At 72.9% G+C, this 16,271-nt stretch carries 17 protein-coding genes; 9 read left to right on the top strand and 8 right to left on the bottom strand.

Annotated features, from left to right (window positions below; all coding sequences use genetic code 11):
* Nucleotides 1-74 precede the first annotated feature (74 nt).
* Nucleotides 75-947: an alpha/beta fold hydrolase gene (locus ACZ6R6_RS31725; protein ID WP_470099550.1), complete on the top strand. Its 873-nt coding sequence runs from the start codon at nucleotides 75-77 to the stop codon at nucleotides 945-947.
* Between the two features lie 92 nt (nucleotides 948-1,039).
* Complete coding sequence (locus tag ACZ6R6_RS31720; protein WP_470099548.1) at nucleotides 1,040-1,957, top strand: oxygenase MpaB family protein; 918 nt, start codon at nucleotides 1,040-1,042, stop codon at nucleotides 1,955-1,957.
* Between the two features lie 59 nt (nucleotides 1,958-2,016).
* Here the strand turns inward: ACZ6R6_RS31720 and ACZ6R6_RS31715 are convergent, their stop codons facing one another.
* The 4 genes from ACZ6R6_RS31715 to ACZ6R6_RS31700 form a co-directional block, all read right to left on the bottom strand.
* A complete protein-coding gene (locus ACZ6R6_RS31715) occupies nucleotides 2,017-2,898 on the bottom strand; it encodes a RecB family exonuclease (RefSeq protein WP_470099546.1) in 882 nt (293 codons plus the stop codon).
* Between the two features lie 6 nt (nucleotides 2,899-2,904).
* The gene (locus ACZ6R6_RS31710) at nucleotides 2,905-3,621 is read right to left on the bottom strand and encodes an MBL fold metallo-hydrolase (RefSeq protein ID WP_306864183.1); all 717 of its coding nucleotides are present in this window, start codon (nucleotides 3,619-3,621) and stop codon (nucleotides 2,905-2,907) included.
* Nucleotides 3,622-3,751: 130 nt separating this feature from the next.
* Nucleotides 3,752-4,363 (bottom strand): MarC family protein, encoded by a 612-nt coding sequence (locus ACZ6R6_RS31705; protein ID WP_470099544.1) that lies wholly within the window; start codon nucleotides 4,361-4,363, stop codon nucleotides 3,752-3,754.
* A gap of 112 nt (nucleotides 4,364-4,475) precedes the next feature.
* Nucleotides 4,476-5,150: a DUF6758 family protein gene (locus tag ACZ6R6_RS31700; RefSeq protein ID WP_470099542.1), complete on the bottom strand. Its 675-nt coding sequence runs from the start codon at nucleotides 5,148-5,150 to the stop codon at nucleotides 4,476-4,478.
* On the opposite strand from ACZ6R6_RS31700, the gene ACZ6R6_RS31695 reads away from it, so the two are divergent.
* A complete protein-coding gene (locus ACZ6R6_RS31695) occupies nucleotides 5,143-5,613 on the top strand; it encodes an NUDIX hydrolase (protein WP_470099540.1) in 471 nt (156 codons plus the stop codon). The genes ACZ6R6_RS31700 and ACZ6R6_RS31695 overlap by 8 nt on opposite strands.
* A 63-nt stretch (nucleotides 5,614-5,676) precedes the next feature.
* Here ACZ6R6_RS31695 and ACZ6R6_RS31690 read toward each other — a convergent pair whose 3' ends face one another.
* Nucleotides 5,677-7,947, bottom strand: coding sequence for a beta propeller repeat protein (locus tag ACZ6R6_RS31690; protein WP_470099538.1), 2,271 nt, complete (start codon nucleotides 7,945-7,947; stop codon nucleotides 5,677-5,679).
* Nucleotides 7,948-9,412: 1,465 nt separating this feature from the next.
* Between ACZ6R6_RS31690 and ACZ6R6_RS31685 the strand changes: the two genes are divergently transcribed.
* Nucleotides 9,413-10,105, top strand: a complete 693-nt coding sequence (locus tag ACZ6R6_RS31685) for a hypothetical protein (RefSeq protein ID WP_470099536.1) — start codon at nucleotides 9,413-9,415, stop codon at nucleotides 10,103-10,105.
* On the top strand, nucleotides 10,105-10,665 hold the full coding sequence (locus ACZ6R6_RS31680; protein ID WP_470099534.1) for a DUF6529 family protein: 561 nt from the start codon (nucleotides 10,105-10,107) through the stop codon (nucleotides 10,663-10,665). The genes ACZ6R6_RS31685 and ACZ6R6_RS31680 overlap by 1 nt, the downstream gene beginning before the upstream one ends.
* On the opposite strand, the gene ACZ6R6_RS31675 is transcribed toward ACZ6R6_RS31680, so the two are convergent.
* Nucleotides 10,655-11,596: an HpcH/HpaI aldolase/citrate lyase family protein gene (locus tag ACZ6R6_RS31675; RefSeq protein WP_470099532.1), complete on the bottom strand. Its 942-nt coding sequence runs from the start codon at nucleotides 11,594-11,596 to the stop codon at nucleotides 10,655-10,657. The two genes, ACZ6R6_RS31680 and ACZ6R6_RS31675, sit on opposite strands and share 11 nt — an antisense overlap.
* 159 nt (nucleotides 11,597-11,755) lie before the next feature.
* Here ACZ6R6_RS31675 and ACZ6R6_RS31670 point away from each other — a divergent pair, with 159 nt between their 5' ends.
* A complete protein-coding gene (locus ACZ6R6_RS31670) occupies nucleotides 11,756-12,325 on the top strand; it encodes a biotin transporter BioY (RefSeq protein ID WP_470099530.1) in 570 nt (189 codons plus the stop codon).
* Nucleotides 12,326-12,386: 61 nt separating this feature from the next.
* Nucleotides 12,387-12,752 (top strand): hypothetical protein, encoded by a 366-nt coding sequence (locus ACZ6R6_RS31665; RefSeq protein ID WP_470099528.1) that lies wholly within the window; start codon nucleotides 12,387-12,389, stop codon nucleotides 12,750-12,752.
* On the opposite strand, the gene ACZ6R6_RS31660 is transcribed toward ACZ6R6_RS31665, so the two are convergent.
* Nucleotides 12,727-13,671 (bottom strand): EamA family transporter, encoded by a 945-nt coding sequence (locus tag ACZ6R6_RS31660; protein WP_470099526.1) that lies wholly within the window; start codon nucleotides 13,669-13,671, stop codon nucleotides 12,727-12,729. The genes ACZ6R6_RS31665 and ACZ6R6_RS31660 overlap by 26 nt on opposite strands.
* Before the next feature lie 132 nt (nucleotides 13,672-13,803).
* Here ACZ6R6_RS31660 and ACZ6R6_RS31655 point away from each other — a divergent pair, with 132 nt between their 5' ends.
* Complete coding sequence (locus ACZ6R6_RS31655) at nucleotides 13,804-15,045, top strand: magnesium transporter MgtE N-terminal domain-containing protein (RefSeq protein ID WP_470099524.1); 1,242 nt, start codon at nucleotides 13,804-13,806, stop codon at nucleotides 15,043-15,045.
* The gene (locus ACZ6R6_RS31650; RefSeq protein WP_306864146.1) at nucleotides 15,038-15,538 is read left to right on the top strand and encodes a DUF1003 domain-containing protein; all 501 of its coding nucleotides are present in this window, start codon (nucleotides 15,038-15,040) and stop codon (nucleotides 15,536-15,538) included. Before ACZ6R6_RS31655 ends, ACZ6R6_RS31650 begins: the two co-directional genes overlap by 8 nt.
* On the opposite strand, the gene ACZ6R6_RS31645 is transcribed toward ACZ6R6_RS31650, so the two are convergent.
* Nucleotides 15,535-16,008, bottom strand: a complete 474-nt coding sequence (locus tag ACZ6R6_RS31645) for a MarR family winged helix-turn-helix transcriptional regulator (RefSeq protein WP_470099522.1) — start codon at nucleotides 16,006-16,008, stop codon at nucleotides 15,535-15,537. The genes ACZ6R6_RS31650 and ACZ6R6_RS31645 overlap by 4 nt on opposite strands.
* Nucleotides 16,009-16,271 lie beyond the last annotated feature (263 nt).

The following is a 16,271-nucleotide window of genomic DNA, read 5'->3' as shown; positions in this document are numbered from 1 at the left end:
CCACGAGGTGGCGCCCCTTTTCGCGTCCTGAGACGCACAGAGCCATGTCACCAAGAGAGGTATCGTGGGGCCACGTGAGTACGCCGCGATTTCTGACCCTGCCTCCTGGCGTCCGGACCCGCCAGATCGAGACGTCGGTGGGCGCCTTCACCGTGCTGGAGGCCCTGCCGGTCAGCGGCGTCCCCGAGCGCTGGCCCGCCCTGCTGGTCCCGGGCCTCACCGGCAGCAAGGAAGACTTCATCGCGGTCCTGCAGACGCTCGCCCAGTCGGGGCGCCAGGTCATCGCGGTCGACATGCGCGGGCAGTTCGAGACCGCCGGCCCTGAGGACCCCCGGGCCTACACCTGCGCGGCGCTCGGCAACGACATCGACGTCCTGGCGCACACGATCGGCGGGGGCGAGCCCCTCCACCTGGTCGGCCACTCCTTCGGCGGCCTGGTCACCCGGGAGGCGGTCATCGACGGCCGCACCAAGTTCGCCTCCTACACGCTGATGAGCTCGGGCCCCGCCGCCATCGTGGGCGTCCGCGAGCGCGCGGGCCGGACCATGATCTCGGAGCTGCCCGAGGCCGGCCTGGAGCACATGTGGCACACCCGGATGGAGCCCGAGGCCCTGTCCGCGGGGGTGCCGGACGACATCATCGCGTTCCTGCGCAAGCGGTTGTTCGCCAACTCCCTGACCGGCATGGCCACGATGACCGAGCAGGTCCTCTCCGCGCCGGACCGGTGCGACGAGCTCGCCCAGGTCGAGGTCCCCACCCTGGTCCTGTACGGCGAGCACGACGACGGCTGGCCGCCGCCGATGCAGTCGGAGATGGCCGCCCGGCTGAACGCCGAGTGCGTGGTCGTCCCCGGCGCCGCCCACTCCCCCGCGGTGGAGGCCCCCGAGACGACGGCCGCCGCGCTCACCCGGTTCTGGAACGCGGCGGAGACGCGCTCACTCGGCTGAGGCTCCCCGCCACCCCGGTCCACCAGTGGTTTCCCGTCATCGACCACCCCTGTTGGATTTCCCGTCGAATGCCATGTAATCATCTACTTACTATGGCGAGCATCGAAGACATCGTCGTCCAGCCCCCGCACACCGCGACGTGGCTGGTGCACATCGACCGCTCCATGTGGGTCGGCGGGGTCCGGGGCCTCATGCTGCAGGCGCTGCACCCGCTCGCGATGCGCGGAGTCTGGCAGAACTCCAACTTCCAGGAGGACCCGTTCGGACGGCTCCGCCGTACGGCGGACTTCGTGGGCCGGGTCACGTTCGGCAGCCCGGCGGAGGCCGACGAGATCGGCCGCCGGGTCCGGGGGATCCACCGCCGGCTGCGCATCGACGACCCCGACACCGGCAGGACCCACCGGGTGGACGACCCCGAGCTGTTGCTCTGGGTGCACTGCGCCGAGGTCTCGTCCTACCTGTCGGTGGCGCGGCGGGCCGGTCTCGGCCTCAGCGACCGCCAGGCCGACCGCTACCTGGCCGAGCAGCGCCGCAGCGCCACCTACGTGGGCCTGCACGCCGAGGACGTGCCCGGCTCGATGGCGGAGCTGGACGCCTACTTCACCGGGATGCGGTCCCGGCTGAGGGTGATCCCGGAGTCGGCCTCCACGGTGCGCTTCCTGCTGTGGCCGCGACTGCCTGCCGAGCTCCGGATGCTCGCCCCCGGCAAGCCCGCCTACTTCCCGTTCGGCGCGCTGTGCTACTACTCGCTGCCGGACTGGGCCAGGAAGCTGTACGGCGTGCTGCCCGAGGTGCCGCCGAGCACCGTGAGCGCGGCACTGAGGGCCTTCCGGCTGGGTATGAACTCGGTGCCCGAGCCCGTCCACGACCGCGCGTTCATGCCCTACACCCGGGACATGCTCGCCGGGGCCCGGGCCCGCCTGGGCGCCGCGGGCTACGACGTCAGCCGGGGGCTCAGGGGGCTGACCGACCCACGCCGCTGGCCGGCCGGGGTGCCGGACGCCGCCTGATCCCCGGCCCCGTCCCGGCACCCGCCGCCACCCGGCCCGGGAGGCGTCCCGGACCGCGGTCAGTCGGCCAGGCCGTCCCAGGGCAGGCGGTCGCCCGAGGCCGCCTGGCCCTCCGGGCAGTGCCTGCGGAAGTCGCACCAGGAGCAGAGGGGGCCGGTCCTGGGCGGGAAGAGCGCGTCGACCTCCGGGGGCACCTCGGGCGGGGTGCGGCCGGCACCGCCGGTCCGCGCCGGGCCCGACCAGGCCCGGTAGCGGTCCTCGGCCTCGGACGCCTCGATCGCGATCTCCTCGGCCCGGCTCAGATGGCGGGCCAGGGACTCGTCGGTGTGCTCCCACTCGGCGACCGTGCCGGTCGGCAGGTGGTGGAGCTCGACCCGGTAACAGGGCCGGCGCAGCACCCGCGAGGAGGCGATGGCGTAGACGGCCAGCGCGAGCGAGGAGCGGGCGTCGTCGGCGGTGAGGGGGCGGCGGCCGGTCTTGTAGTCGACCACGACCAGTTCGTCACCCCGCCGGTCGAGCCGGTCGATGCGGCCGGAGACGGCGATGACGGAGGTCCGGGTGGCCACGGTCCGTTCGACGCCGACCGGCTCGTCGGCGGGGTCGAGGCCGGCGACGTATCCGGCGGTCATGTCGCGGGCCCGGTCACGCCAGGTCGCCGACTGCTCGGCGTCGCGGAACCCCTCGTTGATCCACCCCTTGGTGACCAGGGTGGCCGCCGTCACCGGCGTCCGGCGTTCGTACGGCTCGCGCCACCAGGCGGCCAGGGCGTTGTGGACGCTGGACCCCACGCTGTTGTGCGCCCAGGGCGGCCCCTTCTGCGGCGAGGGCCGGTCCAGGTAGGTGAACCGGTGGCGCCGGGGGCAGTCGAGCCAGGTGTTCAGCCGCGACGGCGTGCAGGAGTAGAGCCGCCGCGGCATGCCCTCAAGGGGGAGCTGGTCCACGGAGGACTACTCGTCGAGGAGCTTCAGGTTGATCTTGGCCGCCCGGGTCCCGTCGCTCAGCGGGCCCTCGCTCTTCTCGGTCACCTCACCGCGGGTCAGCGAGCCGGACAGCCAGGCGTCGAACTGCGGCTCCAGGGCGCCGATGGTGGTCTCCTCGCCGTGCGCGGGCAGCACGCGGATGCCGTGGCGCAGGGTGAACAGCCGGCCGCCGATGGCGGTGAGCTGGTCGGCCAGCGCGGGATACTCCCCACCGATCTTGCCGGGCCCGTCGGCCTGCAGGGTCTTGCCGGTGAAGACCGCGTCGAGGGCCTCGCAGTAGAGCGAGACACCGCCCTGGGAGACGCCGGGGGTGGCCATGACCTCCAGCTCGACGTCGGCGACGCCGAACACGCCCTCGTCCTCCATGTCGATGTCCGGCCAGGTGTCCGGCCAGGTCAGCCGCCAAAGCGGCCGGTCCTTGGGGTGGAGGGCGACCACGGCCTCGTCCCGCGCCGCCACCTCGATGGCCGCGCCCACGTGGTCGGGCAGGCCGTGGGTGCAGATGACGGCCAGCACCTCCCGCTCGCCGACCTTCTCCAGGATCTTCTCCGCGTCACGCGCGGGATCGATGACGATGACCTCCTCATCGTCACCCAGGATCCAGGTGTTGTTCTCGACCTTGTGCTCGGCGCCGTCGACATCGACGACGCCCTCGGTCACCACTCGTTCGATACGCGCTGTCACGCTTCCGAACTTTACTGCCTCGCTCCACCCTGCGGCTCGAGCGCGGGTAACGGATAGTCTTCCCATTTACCCTATTCGCCCGCCTATTCCCTCCGCATTGCCTGTCACCGGCCAACACACCCCCACGGGCCTATCCCGCCCCGACGAGCGTGCGGATCGCGGTGATGATGAGCTGCACCGCGAGGGCGGACAGCAGCAGACCCGAGACGCGGGTGACGAGCTCGACGCCGTTCTCCTTTATGACCCGGAGGATGGTCACCGAGAAGCGCATGAACACCCAGAGCAGGATGTGCACGGCCGCGATGGCCAGGGCCAGCGCAAGGATGCCGCCCTCCTTCTGCCCTGCCTGCTGGGCGAAGACGATCGTCGCCACGATGGCCCCCGGCCCGGCCAGCAGAGGGGTGCCGAGCGGGACCAGGGCGACGTTCACGCTGGACTTCATCGTGTTGGGGGGCGGCTCGGTCTCTCCGGTGAGCAGTTGCAGGGCGACCAGCAGGAGCAGCAGGCCACCGGCGATCTGCATGGCCGCCACCTCGACGTGCAGGTAGCCCAGGATGGCCCGGCCGAAGACCGCGAACAGCACGACGAGGCAGAACGCGACGATGGGCGCCTGCCAGGCGATCCGCCTGCGCTCCGCCGCCGTACGGCCGCGGGTGTAGGCCAGGAAGAGCGGGATGATGCCGGGCGGGTCCATGATGACGAACATGGTGACGAACGCCTCGACGAAGAACTGGAGGTCCAACGCACGCTCCCCTGAGCCGTGGTGAGGTGAGGGGAGTGGTCGGTGCCGGATCGGACGTTCTCACCGCCCAGGCGCGGAGAGATCGGGCGTCCTCCGCCCGGGGACGGAGCGGTCAGCCCTCCTCGCCGCCCAGGCGCGGGGAGAACGCACCGAAGGGCAGGTCGAGGGCCTGGTCCTGGTCTCGCAGGTCGCGCAGGGAGAGGTCGGCCAGGGTCATCATGTAGCCCGCCTCGGCGGGCCAGACGACCGCCCACAGCCAGTTGCCCAGCGCCTCGCCGGCGTAGACCGCCCGGTCGGGGGCGGCGGACTCGACGCACCACAGCGCGGCGGGATGTCCCTTGATCTCGACCTTGGCGTGCGGCGGCCCCTGGTCGAACCCGGTGCCCGGGTCGGGGCCCTCCAGCCCGGCGAACCCCGCGCCCAGGCCCACTCCGGGCTCCTCCGCGATGATCAGCAGGTCGGCCGGTCCGTGGACCAGGGAGGGACCGCTGAGCGCGACCACGGTGGCCCTGACGCCGCTGCGCTCGTCGCCCGCCTCGGCCAGCCCGGTGACCAGCCAGCCCTGGGGCAGGGGCCACGGGAGCCAGACGGGGACGAGGGCGCTCCGGCCGACGGCCTCCATGGCGGCGGCGGAGGGGCGTCTCGGCGGCTGCAGTGGCAGGACGTCACCGTGCGGGCCACATCGCCAGGCGCTCGACCAAGCGCTTGGCGGACGGAGCGGGCCGAAACACCGTGGGCAGGTAGGCGCGGCTCTCACGCCTACCCACGGTGCTTTGTCAGTGGCCATTCGTCAAGGGCGGACCGCGTTATCGAGCCGTAATCTTATCAATGTGCGCGTAAATTGTGTCGGAGCAATAATCTTCGACGGTTCCGGGCGGATGCTCCTCATCCGCCGGGGCCGTCCCCCGAGTGAAGGTCTCTGGTCGATCCCCGGCGGCCGGGTCGAACCCGGCGAGTCGGACGCCGAGGCGGTGGCCCGCGAGGTGCTGGAGGAGACCGGCCTGACGGTCACGGCGGGCCGCCTGGCCGGCACCGTCGACCGTCCCGGCCCCGGCGGCCTCGTCTACGAGATCCGCGACTACCTGGCCGAGGTCTCCGGCGGCACGCTCTCCGCCGGAGACGACGCCGCGGAGGCCCGCTGGTTCAGCGACGAGGAGCTCCGGCGGCTCCCGCTCGCCCCGGGTCTGCTGGACGCCCTCACCGGATGGGCGGTCACCGCGCCGCGGTCAGGGTCGAGCACCACGACATGAGACAGCCGACACCTGCGCCTCCCCCTCCCCCGGGTCTGCTGGACGCCCTCACCGGATGGGCGGTCACCGCGCCGCGGTCAGGGTTGAGCGCCACAGCGTGAGGTGGTCGGCGTCGTAGGTGGTGGACCTGCCCAGGGCCACCACCTGGTCGCCGGAGACCGCCACCGCGCCGAGCTGCTGAGCCCCGTCGCCGGCCAGGCTGCCCTGGGTGGGGGCGTGGCGCTGCCAGCCCAGCCCGTCCTCGGAGGTCCAGGCCACGCTGTCGCCCTCGCCGGGCAGCCCCTGCCAGCCGACCGCCACCACGCCCGCCTCCGTGGCGGCCAGGTCCTGCACGGCGGCCGCCTCCTCGGCGGGGAACCAGGAGAACTCCCACGTCGAGCCGTTGTCGGCCGACACCGCGCCGAAGGCCCGGAGCCCGTCGCCGGTCCGGGCGGTGCCGGCGGCGACGACGTGCCCGCCGTACAGGACCACGTGCCGCAGTCCCGCCGACGTCGCCCCGGGGGGCAGGACCGGCTTGCGCGCGGTCCAGTTGACCCCGTCGGCCGAGACCCAGACCACCCCGGTCTCATGACCCGCGCCGCCGGCGCCGCCGACGGCCACATACCCGGACGAGGTCACCGAGACGTCGTGCAGCCGCACCCCGCCGCCGCCGGCGGGCAGCTTCGCCGCCCTGGTGTAGCGCTTCAGGTCGGAGGAGAACCACAGGACCGGGACGGTCCCGGCCGGGCTGCGATCCTCGCCGGCCAGGACGTAGCCGGACGGGCCCGCGGCGACCGCGTGGGGGGCGAGGAAGTCGTGCTCGGCGGCCGGGGCGAGGGGGCCCAGGACGGGCACCCGGCGCCAGCTCCTGCCGTCGTCCGAGGTGACGAGCAGGGGCTCGGTGGTGGAGGCGTCGGTCATGGCGCTGCCCACCGCCAGCCAGCCCCGCCTGCTCCGGGCGACGTCGCTGAGCGCCTGCCGGCGCGAGCCGCCGAGGATCTGCGCCGGGCCGGCCGCCTGCCAGCTCTGGCCGTCGGCGCTGGTCCAGATCCCCGCGTCGCCGGACACGGCGCCCACGGCGACGAACCCGCCCTCCCCGGCGGCCACCCTGGCCGTCTCCCGCGCGGCCCTGGTGAGCCCTTCGATGCCGCTCAGGGGGACCGTCCGCGCCTGACCCCCCTTGGGGGCGGTGATGAGGACCAGGCGGTTGTCCACGTCGGCGGCGCGCTCGTCGCCGCCGACGACGAGCGTGCCCTCGTCCGAGACGGCCAGCGCCCGCAGCGAACCGGGCACCTGGCCGAGGTCGGTGCTCTTGCTCCAGTCGTGGCCGTCCTTGCTGGTGTAGACGGCGTAGTGCTCGAAACCGGACTCGGTGATCGCGGCCACTCCGGCCGAGGAGGAGGCCAGGCGCTTGACGCCCGAACCGTCGGGGGCCAGGCCGCCGATGGTGCCGCACCGGGTCCAGTCGACGCCCTGGGGCGAGCAGTAGACGGCCACCTCGCCCTTGTCGCTGCGCTGCTGGGTGGGGACCAGCACGAACCCGTCGGCCACCACGGCCAGCGCGCCCGGTTCGGGGACGACGCCCGTCAGCGCCGCGCCGGTCCTCAGCCAGGTCTTCCCCCCGTCGGCCGAGCGCAGGATGACCGAGGTGGACTGGCCTTCGGCCGGATCGCCCAGCGCCACCACGGCGTCGCCCTTGGCGATGACCGCCTTCAGGCCCCGGACCTTGTCCGGCAGGCCGATCTCCCTGGTGTCCACCCGGTCCCAGCTCCGCCCGTCGGGCGAGACCCAGGCGATGGCCCCGGTGGTGCCGTCCGGGAGCACGGTCGTGCCCACCGCGACGAAGCCCGCGGTGGTCCTCGCCAGGTCCATGATCTTGTCCCCGGCCGAGAACGCCTCCAGCGCGCCGGGGTCCACCGCGCCCCAGCTGTAGCCGTCGGCGCTGGTCCACAGGCCGTGTCCGGCGCCGAAGGGGTCGTTGCCCGCGGCCAGCCAGCGGCCGTCACCGCCGGCGACCAGGCCGACCGTGGTCGGCCCCGTCTCGTAGCCGGCCGGGCCGGTCACCTTTCCGAGCTGCCAGCTCCCGCCCCCGTCGGTGGAGACCAGGAACAGCGGCCTGGGGACCGGACTGGTGGTGTCGCTGCCGACGGCGACCATGACGGTGCCCGCCGAGGCCACGGCGTTGAGCACCTGGCTCGATCCGTCGCCGGCGACGTCGGGCGGCGGCACGAAGTTCGCGTCACCGGAGTGCACCTCGTCACCGACCAGCCGGAGCCCGGAGGTGAACGGGCCGCCCACCCACTCCCACAGCACCAGGCCGCCGCCGACCGCGACGGTCAGGACCAGGACCATCATGAACGGGATCATCAGGCCACGGCCGCGCCCGCGCCTGGTCGGACTGGAGCGGCGCACGGCGGAGGGCGCGGGGGCCGCGCGGTGGTGCCGACCGCCGTTCGGCCCCCGCCTGCCGGGCGGGCCCTGGGCGACCAGCAGGTCCGGCCGGGCCGGCCGGCCCTCGGGAGGGCGTCCCACGCGGCGTACCGGCTCGAAGTCGTCTCCGCCCGGTACGGCCGGCCCGCCCGGCGGGGAGGCCGCCGGTTGACCGGAGCGGCTCTCGTCTCCTGACCCACGCGGTGATCCGGGTCTGGCCGGGGGACCCTGCCCTTCGTCTCCCGGCCTCGGCGGTGACGCGGTCCCGGCCCGGGGACCTGAGCGGCTCTCGTCCCCGGGCTCGCGCGGCGGGCCGGAGGCGACCAGCAGGTCCGGCCGGGGCCCCCTTCCCCGCTCGCGCGGTGACCCGGAACCGGTCTGGGGGCCGTGCTGCCCCTCGTCTACCGTCCTCCGCGGTGACGCGGTCCCGGTCTGGGGACCTGAGCGGCTCCCGCTCCCGGGCTCGCGCGGCGGGCCGGAGGCGACCAGCAGGTCCGGCCGGTCGGCCCTCCGCCCGCGGGAGGGCCCTTCCGGTGGGACGTCCCGGCCTCCGGCCCCGGCGGACCGGCCGTCGGCGGGTGGCCGCCCTGCGCCGGAGGGGTCGCTGGGAGGACCTCCAGAGGAGCGGGAGGAAGGACCGGGAGCGCCGCCGGAGGGGTCGATGGGAGGGTCGGCCGGGGGCGCGGCGTAGGGCTGGGTGTGGGGACGGCGGCGTTCGCCGCCCAGGCCCTCCGGACGGGCCTGGAGGGGTTCGCTGTCGTCCGGGGTGGGCGAGGCGAACGGCGGGAGCATCCAGGGCGAGGCCAGCGGGAGGCCCCGGGGGGTGTCGTCGGAGGGCCCGGGCGGGGAGTGCTGGATCGTCGGCGGTGACTCCTGGGGCTCCTGGGGCCTGCTTTCGGGTGTCGCGTCACCGTGGGCGCCGTCGTCGTGCGCCGGCCACTCTCGCGGGCGCGGGTCGTGGGGGCCCGGGGCCACGCTCAGCACCTCCTGTAGGGAGCCCTTCTGCGCCCGGGGCCGTCACCCCGGACCGTTCCAGCCGTCACCGTGACACTCCGCCGCAACCCCCCATGGGAGCGGCGAATCGCACGCGACCCTACTCCTACCCTGTTCCACCGGAACGATCACCTGCCCCGGCCGGGGGGACCGGGGCCTGCCGTACACAGTCCAGAGCAACACGTCGGAGCCGCGCTGACGAGACCTCTCTAGTCAGATTTATCGGCGCAACGCCGGAATTATCACTGTTTGCCCCAGAAATCCGGAGATCGCTGTCCACGGCGGTCCCCATGCCGGGCTCCCACCGGTCCCGTCCTTGTGCGGATTAGTTCACAGACGCCGGCGCCCGGCAGGCGTACACCTGAGGGCAGGAAACCACCACCCCTGGGAGCAGACGATGAAACGGCTGGGGCCCGTCCACACGCTGGCGGCCGGAGCGGCGACAGCCGTCGCACTCGGCGCGCTCAGCGTCATCACCACACCGGCGGCGCAGGACGCGGGCGCGCGGGACGCCTCCGCCGACGCCGCGGTCGCCTCGCCGGCGCCGGCCGCCGCCGGGGCCACCCGGACCCCTGGGGCCGCCGAGAGCGCCGGAGCCACCGAGACCGCCAGGCCCACCCCGGCCAAGGCCGACTACGCCGGGCGGGTCAAGGGCAACGGCGGGCTCATCGCCATCTCCGTCCGCGACGGCAGGGCGATCGCCTACTTCTGCGACGGCAGGATCGAGTCCTGGCTCAAGGGCCGGGCCGCCGACGGCCGGGTCACCCTGTCCGGACGGGGCGGCGCCTCCGTCGTCGCCCGGCTCGGCGACGGCGGGGCGGCCGGGGAGCTGAGGTTCGGCGGCAGGCGGTGGGACTTCGGCGCGCCCACCGTGAAGAAGCCCTCCGGGCTCTACCGGGCGAGCGCGATCGTCCGCGGCGCGAAGGTGCGGGCCGGCTGGATCTACCTGGACGACGGCAGCCGGGTCGGGCTGACCCTCGTCGACGGCAGCCCCGCCGACGTGGCGATCCCGGAGCCCGGCGAGAACGCGACCGTCAACGGCCAGGAGGTCGACCCCAAGGACGTCGACGAGTTCATTGGAGAGCTCTGATGAATGACACACAGGTCTCGCAGGTCCCGCGCGGGCGGAGCCTCGCCCTGCTGCTCGCGCCGCTCGCCGTCGGCGGCCTGATCGCGGTCGGGCTGGGCGTCTACGGCCGCGTCCATCTCGCCACCGGCTACGCGGTCGGCCCCGCCGGGTTCTCCGGGCCGCTGGCGATGAAGTCCTGGCTCACCACCGGCGCCTTCCTGCTGGCGCTGGTCCAGCTGTTCTCCGCCCTGGTCATGTGGGGCCGGATCAAGCTGGACGCGCCGTGGATCGGCCCCCTGCACCGCTGGTCGGGCCGGGCGGCGTTCCTGCTGACGGTCCCGGTGGCCTTCCACTGCCTGTACGCGCTGGGCGCGCAGTTCGACACGCCCCGGGTGATGGCCCACTCGCTGCTGGGCTGCTTCTTCTACGGCGTGTTCGCCGCGAAGATGGTGGCGCTGCCCAGGCGCGGGCTGCCCGGCTGGGCCCTGCCGGTGCTCGGCGGGCTGGCGTTCACCGCTCTGACCGGGCTCTGGCTGACCTCGTCGCTGTGGTTCTTCACCACGATCGGGGTCACGCTGTAGGCGGGGTGAAGGCGGTGGTGCGCCCGAGGCCCGCGGCCCGGCCCTTGGCCGCCACCACCAGCGCCATCTTCCTGGACGCCTCGTCGATCATCTCGTCGCCGAGCATGACCGCGCCGCGCTTTTCGACCGTCGTGTAGTACTCGTACGCGTCGAGGATCAGCTCGGCGCGGTCGTAGTCGTCCTGGGAGGGCGAGAACACCTCGTTGGCGGCCTCGATCTGGGTCGGGTGGAGCACCCACTTGCCGTCGAAGCCGAGCGCCGCGGCCCGTCCGGCCACCCGGCGGTAGCCGTCCAGGTCCTTGATCGCCAGATATGGGCCGTCGATGGCCTGCAGGTCGTGTGTGCGGGCGGCCATCAGGATGCGCATCAGGATGTAGTGGTAGGCGTCCCCCTCGGTGTAGCCGGGCGGCTGCTCGCCGACCACCAGGGTCCGCATGTTGATCGAGGCCATGAAGTCGGCGGGGCCGAAGACCAGCGTCTCCAGGCGCCGGGACGAGCCGGCGATGGCGTCCACGTTGACCAGGCCCCGGGCGTTCTCGATCTGGACCTCGACGCCGATCCGGCCGACCTCCAGCCCGTTGGCCTTCTCGATCTGGGTCAGCAGCGTGTCGAGCCAGAGCACCTGGGCCGGGTCCTCCACCTTGGGCAGCATGAGGCAGTCGAGGAACTCCCCCGCGCCCTCCACGACCTCGATGACGTCCCGGTAGGTCCACTGCGTGCCCAGGTCGTTGACCCGCACGACCCTCGTCTTGCCCGACCAGTCGCCCTCGCGCAGGGCGGCCACGATGTTCTTGCGCGCCCCCTCCTTGGCGAGCGGGGCGACGGAGTCCTCCAGGTCGAGGAAGACCTCGTCGGCGGGCAGGCCCTGGGCCTTCTCCAGGAAGCGAGGGTTGCTGCCGGGCACCGCCAGGCACGAACGTCGCGAGCGCATGGGCACACGCTAGCGGCCGCCCCGCCCCGAGCGGCAGGCCGGGCCGCTCTATGGTCCTCATACAAAGACCCCGCTCTGTTCTTGGCGCCGATCTCGTACGACTCTTGTCTGAGGTATTCGAACAATAGGTATCAAGCATCGTTAAGGGAGACATTCACGATGGCAAACGCTTCTTCGGTGGCCCGGCCCGCCGTACTGTCCGACCTCATCCCGGGTTCCCGCGTCCGCGACATCGCGCTCGTGCTCGGCGGCGCCGCCCTGACGGGCCTGGCCGCGCAGCTCACCTTCCCCATGTGGCCCGTCCCGGTCACCGGCCAGACCTTCGCGGTCGTGCTGGTCGGCGCGGCGCTCGGGATGAACCGCGCGGTGCTGAGCATGGTCCTCTACACGCTCGTCGGCATCGCGGGCGTCCCGTGGTTCCAGGGTGGCACCTCGGGCTTCGGCGGTCCCACCTTCGGCTATGTCATCGGCTTCATCGCCGCCGCCGCCATCGTCGGCAAGCTGGCCGAGCGCGGCGGTGACCGCACCGTCGCGCGCACGGTCGGCACGATGGTCCTCGGCAACCTGACGATCTACGCCTTCGGCCTGCCGGTCCTCATGGCCGTCACCGGGCTGGGTCTGGGCAAGGCGCTCGCCGCGGGTGTGATCCCCTTCCTGGCCGGCGACGCCCTCAAGATCGCCATCGCGGCCGGCCTGCTGCCGGCGGCGTGGAAGCTCTCCGGCCGCTGATCCGGTGACCGCGTACGGCCTGCCCCTCCGGCCCGGGAGGGGCAGGCCGTACATTCGTCTCATGGGTGTGATCGAAGAAGGGGCCAAGAAGTCGGGTGTCCTGTGGCTCGCTCTGGACCGGCCCCGGCTGGCCTGGCACGCCTGGCACGACGGCGCGATCTACGTGGTCACCGGCGGCGGCGAGCAGTCGCTGCCCGGCCTGGCCGGGGCGGGCGAGGTCCAGGTGACGCTCCGGAGCAAGGACAACGGCGGGCGGCTGGTCGTCTTCGACGCCTCCGTCGAGGTGGTGGACCAGGCGGAGTCCGCCGAGGCGGTGGCGGCGCTCGCCAAGGAGCGGCTCAACGCCGTCGACGGCGCGGGCCTGACCGAGCGCTGGGCCGCCCGCTCACAGGTCGTACGGCTCACGCCGCGCGGACCGGCTCTCTGACCTCCACCGGGGCCGGCGGCAGGTCGGCCGTGGCCCGCTGGGCCAGGTAGGCGCCGGACAGGACGATGAGGCCGCCGGCGATCTGGAAGGGGCCGAGGGCCTCCCCCACCAGGATCCAGGCGATCACCGCTCCGGCGATGACCTCCAGGGAGGCCACCGTGGAGCCGATCGCGGCCGACAGCCGGCGGACCGCGGTGACGCCGAGGATGTAGGCCAGGACGGTGGCGACCACGATCATCCAGGCCACGGCCGCCAGCGCCGGCAGCGCGTAGCCGCCCGCGGGAGCCGCGCTCCGGGTGAACGCCTCCCACGGGATGTTCCACGGCTGGGAGATCGGGGCGAGCACCGCGGCCGCGCCCACCAGGCCCCAGGCGATCAGGCCGAGCGGGTCGACGTCGTCGCCGAAGCCGTCACTGAGCAGGAAGTATCCGGCGCAGCACGCCGCCGCGCCGGCGGCCAGCAGCAGGCCCACCGGGTCCAGGGCGAGGCCGGACCACGCCTCGACCACGATGCCGAGCCCGATCACCGCGACCACGGCGCCGACGAAGGCCGCGCGCGGCAGCCGTACCCGCCGGACGAACCGCACCCAGAGCACGACCAGCACCGGCGAGGTGAACTCGATCAGCAGGGTGACGCCCACCGGCAGCCGGGTGATCGCCGCGAAGTACAGCGCCTGCACCCCGGCCACCGCGACCACCGCGTAGGCCAGGAAGAACAGCAGCCGCGAGCGCGGGATGCGCAGCGCGTGGGGCCTGGTGACCGCGAGGACGCCGACGAGCAGCAGCCCGGCGCCGGCCATCCGCACCCAGACGGCCTCCAGCGGCGCCAGCCCGGCGGCCCCCAGATATTTGGCCATCGGCCCGGAGAAGGCGAAACACCAGGACGACGCAAACGCGACCAGCAGGCCGGCACGCCTCATAAGACACCATCCACGTAATTACCGTATATAGCTTTTGATGCTGTCACGACAGGCTGGATCGGGGCAAGTGGGCGTCCGAAATGTGAGCGTGCCTTGAACCGGCGACTCCGGGATGCGGCCTACGCTTCAAATGTGAAGATCTTCATCGCACGGCTCGCCGGCACCCCGGTCTTCGACCCGGCCGGTGACCAGATCGGGCGGGTGCGGGACGTGGTGGTGTCCATCGCCGGCACCGCGCCGCCACGCGTGCACGGGCTGGTCGTCGAGGTGCAGACCCGGCGGCGGGTCTTCCTGCCCATCACCCGGGTGCGGGGCATCGAGGCCGGGTCCGTCGTCTTCAGCGGCCGGATCAACGTGCGCCGGTTCGAGCAGCGGGCGACCGAGACGCTGGCCATCAGCGAGATCCTCGACCTTGAGGTGGAGGTCGAGGACGAGCGGATGACGGTCCTCGACCTGGCCATGGAGGAGACCCGGCGCGCCGAGTGGGTGATCACCAAGGTGGCGGTGGTCAAGGGCGGCTCCGGCCTGGGGCTGCGGCGGCGCGGCCCCACCAAGATCGTGGAATGGTCCGAGGTCAGGGGCTTCGGCGCGGTCCAGAAGGACCAGGGCGCGGCCAACCTGCTGGTCGCCTTCGAGACGATGCGCGCGGCCGACCTGGCCAGCGCCCTGCACGAGCTGCCGGACAAGCGGCGCGTCGAGGTGGCCGCGGCCCTCGACGACGTACGGCTGGCCGACGTGCTCGAGGAGCTCCCCGAACGCGACCAGATCGGCATCATGAGCCGGCTGTCGCCGGAGCGGGCCGCCGACGTGCTGGAGGAGATGAACCCCGACGACGCGGCCGACCTGCTGCAGGACCTCCCGCCCGAGCAGGCCGAGACGCTCATGGCGCTGATGGAGCCGGAGGAGGCCGCGTCGGTGCGGCGGCTGCTGATCTACCCGGAGGACACCGCGGGCGGCATCATGACGAGCGAGCCCGTGGTGCTCCCCCCCAACGCCACGGTCGCCGAGGCCCTGGCCCACATCCGCCAGCGGGAGGTCACCCCGACGGTGGCCGCGCAGGTCTACGTGACCCGCCAGCCCATCGAGACCCCCACCGGCCGCTACCTCGGCCTGGCCCACTTCCAGCGGCTGCTGCGCGAGCCGCCGTCCGTCATGCTCGGCGGCGTCATGGACACCTCCATCGATCCGATCAGGCCCGAGTTCACCCTGAACCAGGTGACCTCCTACCTGGCCACCTACAACCTGATGGCGGTGCCCGTGGTGGACGAGGTCGGCCGCCTGGTCGGCGCCGTCACCGTGGACGACGTGCTCGACCACCTGCTCCCCGACGACTGGCGGGAACAGGACCACGGGGCGGAGGCGGACCGTGGTTGATCGGTTGGACCAGCCCAGACAGCAGGGCCTGCGCCTGCGCCCGCACTACGACCCGGAGGCCTTCGGCCGGCTGTCGGAGCAGATAGCCCGGTTCCTCGGCACCGCCAGGTTCCTGGTCTACATGACCGTCTTCGTGGCGGTTTGGGTCCTGTGGAATGTCTTCGCCCCGCAGGAGTGGCGTTTCGACCCCTACCCGTTCATCTTCCTCACGCTGATGCTCTCGCTCCAGGCGTCCTACGCCGCGCCGCTGATCCTGCTCGCCCAGAACCGGCAGGACGACCGGGACCGGATCCAGAACGAGCTCGACCGCAGCGCGGCCGAGCGGAACCAGGCCGACGTGGAGTATCTGACCCGGGAGATCGCGGCGCTGCGCATCGCTCTCGGCGAGGTGGCCACCCGCGACTACATCCGCTCGGAGCTGCAGCGCCTGCAGGAGGAGCTCCAGGAGCCGTACGCGCCCGCGGCCGCCCCCCACTCCAGGGAGGCCCGCTAGACGGGCTCGGAGCCGGGGAAGAGCTTGTTCAGCATCGCCGCGCACTGGCGCAGCTCCCCGGCGTCGAGGACGTCCAGGAACTGGGCGCGGATGCCGCGCAGGTAGGTGGGGGTGGCCTCGGCCAGCCGTACGGCTCCGCCGTCGGTGAGGACCGCGAACAGGCCCCGCGCGTCGCTGGCGCAGGCCTCGCGCTCGACCAGGCCCTCACGCTGGAGGCGGTCGATGAGCCGGGTCAGGCCGCTGCGCGACAGGAGCACCCGGTCGGCCAGGTCGTTCATCCGCAGCCGCCGCCCGGGCGACTCCGCCAGGTGCGCGAGCACGTCGTAGGAGGCCAGTGCCAGGTCGTGCTCGACCAGGAGGTCGGCCTCCAGGACCCGGGTGATGCGCACCTGGGCCCGCTGGAGCATGCGCCACAGCGCGAGCTCCCCGGAGCTGAGGATCTCTCTTGACTCGCCTGCCGTCAGGGTCACGGAGTAACCTTAGAACGTTGCACGCGCATCTACATAGCGAATTGTCCGGATCGGATGTCACAGCCGGATGCCGGAATTCCTCTCGGGGTCCCCGGGTTCATACCATGGGTCTGTGACTTCTCCGCTCCCGTCCCGGGAGCGGCCTCTCGCTGAGCCACATGGGCGTCGTGACGTATGAGCCCTGCCCAAGAACGTCTGGACGACAAATAGACAAGGAGGGACGGCATCCTCCCGTCGCCTCAGGGTGGCGGTCTGTTGCCGAC

It is taken from the genome of Streptosporangium sp. NPDC048886, assembly GCF_055586905.1.
Note: the sequence above shows the minus strand (reverse complement) of the source record. Positions and strands in the feature narration are given on the sequence as shown.